Genomic DNA, 9,433 nt, shown 5'->3' with positions numbered 1-9,433 from the left:
GAACACCAGTGCCGGACCAGCGGGGTTCTTGCTGTCACGCACTCCTACCATGCCGCCTTCGAGCCACGCTACCTCGACGCACTGCGATCCCCTGCCGCTGTAGCTGCTCTTGAACCCCGCCTGGCACGCACGGATCGGGGGGCGAATCTCGTGGGCCGAACCCGGGCGCTCGCCGCCGGGCATCGATCGGGCGGATCACCCGCAAAGCACAGGATCAATGCCGTATCGGGTCCAGAGGCAGCTTCGCCCGCCGGAAGCCAGCACTCCGCCGACTCAGGTAAGAGCGTTGAGGACCAACGTTGCCGTAACGAGGGCCAGCACGGCGATGTCGATGACCACCGCGGACACGGCGTCGCGGACGCGGAGCCGGGCCACGATCGCTCCCACCATCAACGCGGTCAGACCGGCGAGCGCGGCGATGCCCAGCGGTTGGAAGTAGAGACCGGCAAATGCGCCCAGGGCTCCGGCCACCTCCAGCGCCCCGGTCACGCGCCATAGCGCAGGCGATATGCGCAGGTGATCGCGGATCTCGAGCGACTGTCGCAAGCCGATGAGCTTCACCATGCCGGTCACGAGGAACAGAAGACCGACGGCCACGGTCAGAACTGTCGTCACGATCATGTCGGAGACCGTAACCACTGACAACGAGAAACGCTGGACAAGGTCGGTCGCTCCGCTGCCGACCAGGACGTCAGCCGGTACCTCACACCACACCACCCCGATCGGAGCTCGGCATCAGGGCGAACCACACTGTGTCGGAGATGAAGCGGAAGACGTCGTTTCCGATGCGCTGGTACCGGCCTTAACCGTTCTACGCTGAGCACGTCATGTCCCGCCCGGCTATCTTCGACGTTCGCGTTGCCGTCGCCGACTGGAGTGGGCACTACTTACTCGGCGGTGTCGCAGCGAGACAAGGTGGCTCGACATCGACGAGGAGGACGACGTGGCAGACGAACCCGGTGGGCTGACCGCCGAACACCCGCTCGCGCGTGCGCTGGCGGCGCACGCGCCGACGGGCTGGCAGCGGGTGGACGCGGTGTTCGCGGTCACGGTGGTGGGTGAGATCGGCCAGCTGGTGTATACCGTTGGCGAGCAAGCGATGCCAGTGGACCCGCCGGAGCCGGTGCTCGCCATGGTCCGGGAGCACCGCTCGATCGCGGCCGGTTCTGGTGCGGAACCGTGGTGGCGAATGCTGATCGCGTTGACCAGTTCGGGCGAGGTCGAGGCCGTCTACGACTACGGCGACGAGCCCTTCCCGGACGGGCAACTCTTCGTTCCGGAGGCGTACCGCGCCGACCTCGAGGCATATCCGCGCAATAAAGTCCCGGTTTGGTTGGCCGCGTATATCGGTCACGGTGACCGGCAGCGCCGCACTCCGCAACAGGCGGCGGAGCAGGCCCGCGCCGACCGGGCCGAGCAGGTGTGGGCGGTGCTGGCGGAGGGCGAGTTCCCGCCGTTCCCGCAGATGTGGGCGCGGTGGACCACCATCGCCGCGGCGTTCGTGGCGGCGAAGTCGGATTGGGGGCCGCGGATGCTGCCCTGGGTCGGCATGTTCGAAGGCACCGCACGCGGCGGGGCGACATTGCATGTTCTTCCGGCCGGGCGGGCCGTGCTGTCGGGCGGCGTGTGGAACGCGCCCACGTTGGACGCGGTGTACAACGGTGGCGCGCCGATGCCGGAAATTTATGGCGGTGCGCCGGAGTGGGTGGCCGACCCGGTGTTGAATCCGCGGGCAGCGTCGGGCCTGCTGTCGTTCTGCTACTGGTGGGAGGCGGGGCGGTGGTATCGAGGACAGTCACCGCCGGCCCAGGAGTGCGCCGCGGCGGTACCGGGCGTGTGGACGCGCGACACCGCGATCAAGATCGTGACCGGTGTGCTCGCCGACAGGCAGGGCAAGGACGCGCCGGACGCGATCAGGGCACTGATGTCCGCCGCCGAGGCGGGCAGGGTGACCAGGGAGAAGCTGGTGGCCGTCTTCGGCGATGACGGGCGCTTCGACATCGACGGTGCGCTGTACCAGTACTCGGTCGCCGGTCTGACGTCGACGGTGCCGGAGCCGATGCCCGCGGAACAGGCGATCAGCCGGGTGCGGGACTACATCACCGGACGCCAGCTGGACACGACGGGCTATCCGCTTTCCCAGCTGACCGCCGAGCGCTTCAGCGTCGGCTGGATGGTGCACGTGCCCGCACCCAAAGGGCCCCCTGCATCGGCCAGGGCAATCTTCTACATCGCCGACGACGGCGCGTTCGAGCACTCATCCTCCGCCACGCCTCCCACGAAGTTCATCGCCGAGTTCGAACGACGATTCCGCGAACGCCACGGAATATCCGCCTGACCGATAGGAATCGTTTCGACACAAAACGCCTCTCGGGTCAGAAACGGAAGTCCAGTGCCTATGTGAGACTCCGACCACATTGTCAGCCCAGCGCAACCGTCCCCGCCCAACGCAACCACCAACGGAGGGGGGTCCGGGGGGCGAAGCCCCTCTCCGGGCGGGGCGTGGGGGTTGCACCCCCACAAACACGACGAAACGAGAAAGGCCCGCGCTCTCCGCGAGCACAGGCCTTCCACGAGTGAAGTGGGCGAAGGGGGACTTGAACCCCCACGTCCCGAAGGACACTGGCACCTGAAGCCAGCGCGTCTGCCATTCCGCCACTCGCCCGAGCGACTGGGAGACAGTATCACGCTCCCGCGCCGGATACGAAATCGCCATTTCAGGGGCCTGACAGGGGGTCTGAACCGGCCAGGGAACCCCGCGCCGTCACCAAGAGTTACAGGTGTGGACGATCGTGGATATCATGCAATGAACGTGGTCGATAAGCGACACGCCATACACGCGTGTCGTTGTTACGAATCAGGAAAGAGACGCTCACCGAAGGGAGGCCGAGATGGGCATCGTTTCGCGGTTCGAGCGTCGCCTCCAGGGCGCCGTCGGGGACGTCTTCGCCAGAGTGTTCGGCGGCAATGTCGTGCCCCAGGAGGTGGAGGCGGCACTGCAACGCGAGGCCGCCGATCATGTCCAGGAACTCGGCGGCGGGCATCTGCTGGCGCCTAACAGTTATGTGATCACGATCAACTCCTCGGATCACGAACAGCTGGACGCCGACCACGACCTCACCACACGCGCGTTCGCCAAACATCTACAGGACTACATCCGCGAGCAAGGCTGGCAGACCTACGGCGAAGTACACGTGGCGTTCGAGGCATCACCTACGCTGCACACCGGACAGTTCAGGGCAAGCGGCCGCGTCGATCCCGATGTCGGCCGCAGAGCCAGCGTGGCTCGCCGCCCCGAATCGCCGCCACAACGACCTGCAAACCCGCAACCAGGAGCTGGCCCCATGACGCAGAACTCAGGCTACGACCCGAGCCGTGAGCCCGCGGAGTCCGATCCACGCAACCGCGGGTACGCTCCACCGCCTGCTGGTCGCGGCGGTCCGCAGAACGGCGCGTACCGCGACGACTACGGCCGCGGTGGCGCGTACGGAGCGGATTACCAGGCCCCGGACGCACAGCAGGGTTACAGCGACTACCAGAACGGCTACGACTACCAGCAGGGCGGCCAGGGTTACGGCCAGCAGGGCTACGCCGACGCCGGTTACGGCCAGCAGGGCTACGCCGAATCGGGTTACGGGCAGCAGGGCTATGGCGACGCCGGTTACGGCCAGCAGGGCTACGCCGAATCGGGTTACGGGCAGCAGGGCTATGGCGACGCCGGTTACGGCCAGCAGGGCTACGCCGAACCGGGTTACGGCCAGCAGGGCTACGCCGAATCCGGCTACGGCCAGCAAAACCAGGGCTACGGCCAGTCCGGGTACGCGCAACCGGGCTACAACGACCCTGGCTACGGCGATCAGAACTACCCCGACCAGGGCGGCTACGGCCAGGATGACCAGGGCGGTTACGGCCAGGCCTACTCGCAGCAGCCGGGTTACGGCGCGCCGCAGGGCTACGCGGGCGGCCAGGGCTACGGCGCCGCGCCGCAGACCGGTTCGGGCTACTCGGCCACCCTTCAGCTGGACGACGGCAGCGGCCGGACTTACCAGCTACGGGAAGGCAGCAACATCATCGGCCGCGGCCAGGACGCGCACTTCCGCCTGCCCGACACGGGCGTCTCGCGCAGGCACATCGAGGTGCGCTGGGACGGCCAGACCGCTATGTTGTCCGATCTCGGCTCCACCAACGGCACCTTGGTCAACGGTTCTCCCGTGCAGGATTGGCAGCTCGCCGACGGCGATGTCATCCGTGCCGGGCACTCCGAGATCCTGATCCGCATCGTCTGATCCCGTAAGCTCGCGATGCAGGTCACGAGATGGCTCTCGAGGGATTCGTCGGTCGTATCGTGATCGAAATCGACCGACGGCCCTATGATGCTGCCAACACACGCGCGGCGCCGATACCGGGGCCGGCAAGACCAGCAGGCTGGTGGGGGTGGTCGAACCGCACCTACGGCACCGACGTACACGGTCGAACAGGAGGTGGAGCGCCGTGCAGGGACTGATCCTGCAACTGACCCGTGCGGGGTTCCTTCTGCTGTTGTGGTTGTTCGTGTGGGCTGTGCTGCGCACGTTGCGCAGCGACATCTACGCGGCATCCGGCATTCGGATCCAGCCCAGGGCCGCACGCGGCTCCGCGGTGCTGCCGTCCTTCAGCCGGGGCCAGAAGGGCGCCAAATTTCTTGTGGTGACGCAGGGTTCACTCGCCGGCACCCGCATCTCGCTCGGCACCCAACCGGTGCTGATCGGACGTGCGGACGATTCCACGCTGGTACTCACCGATGACTACGCCTCGACTCGACATGCGCGGCTGTCTCCGCGCGGTGACGACTGGTACGTGGAAGACCTCGGCTCGACGAACGGCACGTACCTCGATCGCGCGAAAGTCACCACCGCCGTCCGAGTTCCGCTCGGCACTCCGGTCCGTGTCGGCAAAACAGTGATCGAGCTGCGATCGTGACACTTGTTCTCCGCTACGCAGCGCGCAGCGACCGCGGTCTCGTCCGAGGCAACAACGAAGATTCCGTGTACGCGGGCGCACGACTGCTCGCGCTCGCCGACGGGATGGGCGGCCATGCCGCGGGAGAAGTCGCGTCCCAGTTGATGATCGCCGCGCTGGCCCACCTCGACGACGACGAGCCGGGCGACGACCTGCTCGGCAAGCTCGACGCGGCGACCCGTGAGGGCAATGCCGCCATCGCCGATCAAGTCGAGGAAGAGCCCGAGCTCGACGGCATGGGCACCACGCTCACCGCGATCTTGTTCGCGGGCAAGAAACTCGGCCTCGTGCACATCGGCGACTCGCGGGCGTATCTGCTGCGCGGTGGCGAGCTCACGCAGATCACCCGGGACGACACTTTCGTCCAGTCACTGGTGGACGAGGGCCGGATCACACCCGAGCAGGCGCACTCGCATCCGCAGCGGTCGCTGATCATGCGTGCGCTCACCGGAAACGAGATCGAGCCCACGCTGATCATGCGTGAGTCGCGCGCCGGGGACCGGTACCTGCTGTGCTCCGACGGGCTGTCGGACGTGGTCAGCGACGAGACGATCGCGAACACGATGCGCGAGGGCACCACCGACGAATGCGCCGATCGGCTCATCGAGCTCGCGTTGCGCAGCGGCGGTCCGGACAACGTGACCGTCGTCGTGGCCGACGTCATCGATCTGGACTACGGCCAGAGCCACCCGATCGTGGCGGGCGCCGCATCCGGCGTCGACGACGACACGCCGCCCCCCAACACGGCCGCGGGCCGGGCCTCCGCGCTGCGTCCGCCGCGCACCGCGCCGCGCCGGGCCGCCGCCGCACCGGAGCCCCCGGTCAAGAAGTCGCACCGGCTTCGGTGGATCGTGCTCGCGCTGGCCCTGGTCGTCGCCGTGTGCGTCGGGCTCCTGGTCGGCTACAAGATGATCCGCAGCAACTACTACGTCGGCGCCGACGACGGTTCGGTGGTGATCCTGCGCGGGCTGCCCGGATCGATCCTGGGCTACTCCATCCACGACGTGAACCTGGTCGGCTGTGTGACCCGCAACGGGGAACTCACCCTGACCGAGCCGGGCGAGGATGTGCCGTCTTCGTGCAAGCCGCTGAAGGTCAGCGATCTGAAGCAGACCGGCCGCGATCAGGTGGACAAGGGGCTGCCGCCGGGTTCGCTGGACAAGGCCAGGGACTCGATGACCTATCTCGCCCAGCGCGAGCTGTTGCCGCCGTGCCCGGTCAAGGAATCGGCACCGCAACCGGGTGTAGTCCCGCCCACCGAGCCCGCGCCCAACGGCGCTGCTCCCGCCCCGGCGTCGCCCACCCCTGCTCCTGCGCCAGCGCCAGCGCCAGCGCCAGCGCCAGCGCCAGCGCCGGAGCAGGGTGACGCACGCGGCACCGAGATCAAGACACCGACGAAGTCCGAGGCTCCTGCCCCGCCGTCGAGCACGTCGCCGAACCCCCAGACCACGGGGGAGAACTGTCGGGTGACGGACTGATGTCCGCACCGTCACCGCCGTCGGCTGGAGCCTTTCCCAGTCCCCCGGGCGGCTTCGCTCCCGCGCCACCGCCGAGCAACAGACGAAATGTCGAACTGTTGTTGCTGGCCGCGGCGGCGGTGATCACGACTGTGTCCCTCTTCCTGGTCGAAGCCAGTCAGGAACAGTCGATCACCTTGGATATCGCCAAGTACGGTCTGGCTTATCTGGCGTTGTTCGGTATCGCGCACCTGGCGGTACGGCGGTTCGCTCCGTTCGCCGATCCGCTGCTGCTGCCGATCGTCGCGCTGCTCAACGGACTCGGGCTCGTGCTGATCCATCGGCTCGACTTGGCCGACCAGCAGACCGCCGCTTACAACTCGTGGGCGCTTCCCTCTCCTGACGCCAATCAGCAGATTCTGTGGACCGCGCTGGGCACGCTCGTGTTCATCGCCCTGCTGATCGCCTTGCCGGACTACCGCACGCTCGCCCGCTATAGCTACACCCTGGGCCTGATCGGCCTTGTCGCACTGGCCATCCCGGCTATCCTGCCCAGCAAGTTCTCCGAGACAAATGGCGCGAAGATCTGGATCCGGCTGCCCGGGTTCAGTGTCCAGCCGGGTGAGTTCGCGAAGATCCTGCTGATCATCTTCTTCGCCTCGGTGCTGGTCGCCAAGCGCGAGCTGTTCACCGCCGCGGGGCGCCACGTGCTCGGTATGGAGTTCCCACGCGGCCGCGATCTCGGTCCCATTCTGGCGGTCTGGATCGTGTGCATCGGCGTGCTGGTGTTCGAGAAGGATCTCGGTACCTCGCTGCTGATCTTCAGCACCGTGCTGGTGATGCTCTACATCGCCACCGAACGGGTCGGCTGGCTGGTCATCGGCGGCGGTCTGCTCGCGCTGGGGTTCTTCTTCGCCTACCAGCTCTTCGGCCACGTCCGGGTCCGGGTGGAGACCTGGCTGCACCCGTTCGACGACTACAACAACACCGGCTACCAGATCTCGCAGTCGCTGTTCGGGCTGGCCACGGGCGGTCTCGCGGGCACCGGCCTCGGCAGCGGCAGGCCCAACCAGGTGCCCTTCGCCAAGACCGACTTCATCATCACCACGATCGGCGAGGAGCTCGGGCTGATCGGGCTCACCGCGGTCCTGGTGCTGTTCCTGGTGTTCGTGGTACGCGGGCTGCGGACGGCGCTGGCAGTGCGTGACAGCTTCGGCAAGCTCCTCGCGGCCGGCTTGTCGTTCACCATCGCGATCCAGCTGTTCGTCGTCGTCGGCGGAGTCACCAAACTGATTCCGCTGACCGGTCTCACCACACCGTTCATGTCCTACGGCGGCTCTTCGCTGCTGGCCAACTACGCCTTGCTGGCTTTGCTGATCAAGATCTCCGACGCCGCCCGCGCGCCCGCGCCGGTGCGCAAGAAGGAACCGGCGCCGATCGCCGACGCGCAGACCGAGTTCCTGCGCCGCGACGCGGGACGACCGGAAGCGGGGGCCGCGATATGAACACTCCACTACGCCGAGTCGCGGTCGCGGTGATGATGATGGTCGTCGCGCTGCTGGCGAACGCCACCTACGTTCAGGTGATCAAGGCCGACGATCTCCGCTCCGACCCGCGCAACTCGCGGGTGCTGCTGGATGAGTACTCCCGCCAGCGCGGGCAGATCTCGGCCAGCGGCACCGTGCTGGCCAGCTCGGTCGCGACCGACGACCGGTACAAGTACCTGCGCACCTATCCGACCGATCCCGAGGCGTACGCGCCGGCCACCGGTTTCTACTCGATGCAATACGGCAGCACCGGGTTGGAGCGTGCCGAGGACTCGGTGCTGAACGGCTCCGACAACAAGCTCTTCGGCAGCCGCCTCGTCGACTTGGTCTCCGGCCGGGATCCGCGCGGTGGCAACGTGCTCACCACGCTCGACCCGGTGATGCAGCAGGTCGCCTACGAACAGATGACCAGCAAGGGCTACACCGGCTCGGTGGTGGCCATCGAGCCGAGCACGGGCAAGATTCTCACCATGGTGTCCACGCCGAGCTACGACCCGAACCGGCTGTCCGGGCACGACGGCGCACGCGGCACCCAGGCGTGGGAAACCCTGAGTGCGGATCCACGCCATCCGATGTTGAATCGCGCTATCTCACAGACATACCCGCCCGGCTCCACGTTCAAAGTGGTTGTCACCGCCGCTGCGCTGGCCAACGGCACAGCGACCCCCGACGACCAGTTCACCGCGGCACCGAACATCACGCTGCCCGGTACCACGACCACCCTGGAGAACTACAACGGCTCCACCTGCGGCCCCAACCCGACCGCTTCGCTCTTCGAGGCGTTCCGGCGGTCGTGCAACACGGCATTCGCCGAACTCGGCGTCAAGGTCGGCGCGGCGAATGTCAAGGACGAGGCCGCCGCGTTCGGCGTCGGACCGCACCGCGGCATCCCGATGCCGGTGGCGGAGAGCACCGTCGGCACGATCCCCGATGACGCGGCGCTGGCGCAGAGCAGCATCGGGCAGCGGGACGTGGCCCTGACCCCGCTGCAGAACGCGGTCGTCGCGGCGACCATCGCCAACGGCGGCGTCCGAATGGAGCCCTACCTGGTCGATCAGCTGCAAGGCCCCGATCTGAGCGAGCTGTCCAAGACCAAACCGGTCTCGGTCGGACAAGCGGTCAGCGCGGAGGTAGCGTCGACTCTGACCAACCTGATGGTCGCGTCGGAGAGCAACACCGCCGGAGGTGGCCAGTCCCCGTATCAGATCGCGTCCAAGACCGGCACCGCTGAGCACGGAACCAACCCGCGCAAGACGCCGCCGCATGCTTGGTACATCGCGTTCGCCCCCGCGCAGAACCCGAAGATCGCCATCGCGGTGATCGTGGAGAACGGCGGGGACCGGGCGCTGGCCGCGACCGGCGGCTCGGTGGCCGCGCCGGTGGCTCGCGCGGTCCTGGACGCGGGTCTTCGAGGGGGCTGAACGATATGGA

Annotated in this window: 7 protein-coding genes, 1 tRNA gene and 1 pseudogene; 6 read left to right on the top strand and 3 right to left on the bottom strand. The window is 67.4% G+C overall.

The features are described from left to right. Both ACWPXK_RS02725 and ACWPXK_RS02720 read right to left on the bottom strand, forming a co-directional pair. A pseudogene (locus ACWPXK_RS02725) lies at positions 1 to 135 on the bottom strand (DUF397 domain-containing protein); the annotation flags it as partial. A 138-nt stretch (positions 136 to 273) separates the two neighbouring features. Then, positions 274 to 621: a DoxX family protein gene (locus ACWPXK_RS02720; protein ID WP_454194409.1), complete on the bottom strand. Its 348-nt coding sequence runs from the start codon at positions 619 to 621 to the stop codon at positions 274 to 276. A 322-nt stretch (positions 622 to 943) separates the two neighbouring features. Between ACWPXK_RS02720 and ACWPXK_RS02715 the strand changes: the two genes are divergently transcribed. Then, positions 944 to 2,338: a hypothetical protein gene (locus ACWPXK_RS02715; RefSeq protein ID WP_454194408.1), complete on the top strand. Its 1,395-nt coding sequence runs from the start codon at positions 944 to 946 to the stop codon at positions 2,336 to 2,338. Between the two features lie 244 nt (positions 2,339 to 2,582). Here ACWPXK_RS02715 and ACWPXK_RS02710 read toward each other — a convergent pair. Further along, positions 2,583 to 2,665, bottom strand: a tRNA-Leu gene (locus ACWPXK_RS02710). 226 nt (positions 2,666 to 2,891) lie between these two features. Between ACWPXK_RS02710 and ACWPXK_RS02705 the strand changes: the two genes are divergently transcribed. The 5 genes from ACWPXK_RS02705 (at position 2,892) to ACWPXK_RS02685 (ending at position 9,423) form a co-directional block, all read left to right on the top strand. Beyond that, positions 2,892 to 4,286: an FhaA domain-containing protein gene (locus ACWPXK_RS02705; RefSeq protein ID WP_454194407.1), complete on the top strand. Its 1,395-nt coding sequence runs from the start codon at positions 2,892 to 2,894 to the stop codon at positions 4,284 to 4,286. Between the two features lie 205 nt (positions 4,287 to 4,491). After that, a complete protein-coding gene (locus ACWPXK_RS02700) occupies positions 4,492 to 4,959 on the top strand; it encodes an FHA domain-containing protein FhaB/FipA (protein ID WP_014980860.1) in 468 nt (155 codons plus the stop codon). Further along, positions 4,956 to 6,476 (top strand): PP2C family protein-serine/threonine phosphatase, encoded by a 1,521-nt coding sequence (locus ACWPXK_RS02695; RefSeq protein ID WP_454194406.1) that lies wholly within the window; start codon positions 4,956 to 4,958, stop codon positions 6,474 to 6,476. The genes ACWPXK_RS02700 and ACWPXK_RS02695 overlap by 4 nt, the downstream gene beginning before the upstream one ends. Continuing rightward, positions 6,476 to 7,960 carry an FtsW/RodA/SpoVE family cell cycle protein gene (locus ACWPXK_RS02690; RefSeq protein ID WP_454194405.1) on the top strand — a complete coding sequence of 495 codons (1,485 nt, stop codon included), beginning with the start codon at positions 6,476 to 6,478 and terminating at the stop codon, positions 7,958 to 7,960. Before ACWPXK_RS02695 ends, ACWPXK_RS02690 begins: the two co-directional genes overlap by 1 nt. Continuing rightward, a complete protein-coding gene (locus ACWPXK_RS02685) occupies positions 7,957 to 9,423 on the top strand; it encodes a peptidoglycan D,D-transpeptidase FtsI family protein (protein WP_454194404.1) in 1,467 nt (488 codons plus the stop codon). Before ACWPXK_RS02690 ends, ACWPXK_RS02685 begins: the two co-directional genes overlap by 4 nt. Positions 9,424 to 9,433: the final 10 nt, after the last annotated feature.

It is taken from the genome of Nocardia sp. Marseille-Q1738 (genome assembly GCF_965283145.1).
This window is presented reverse-complemented; position numbering and strand designations above follow the sequence as displayed.

Bases quoted from the DNA above. Each gene is read 5' to 3' on its own strand.
- ACWPXK_RS02720 (WP_454194409.1), bottom strand. From the start codon at position 621: ATGATCGTGACGACAGTTCTGACCGTGGCCGTCGGTCTTCTGTTCCTC.
- ACWPXK_RS02705 (WP_454194407.1), top strand. From the start codon at position 2,892: ATGGGCATCGTTTCGCGGTTCGAGCGTCGCCTCCAGGGCGCCGTCGGG.
- ACWPXK_RS02690 (WP_454194405.1), top strand. From the start codon at position 6,476: ATGTCCGCACCGTCACCGCCGTCGGCTGGAGCCTTTCCCAGTCCCCCG.
- ACWPXK_RS02685 (WP_454194404.1), top strand. From the start codon at position 7,957: ATGAACACTCCACTACGCCGAGTCGCGGTCGCGGTGATGATGATGGTC.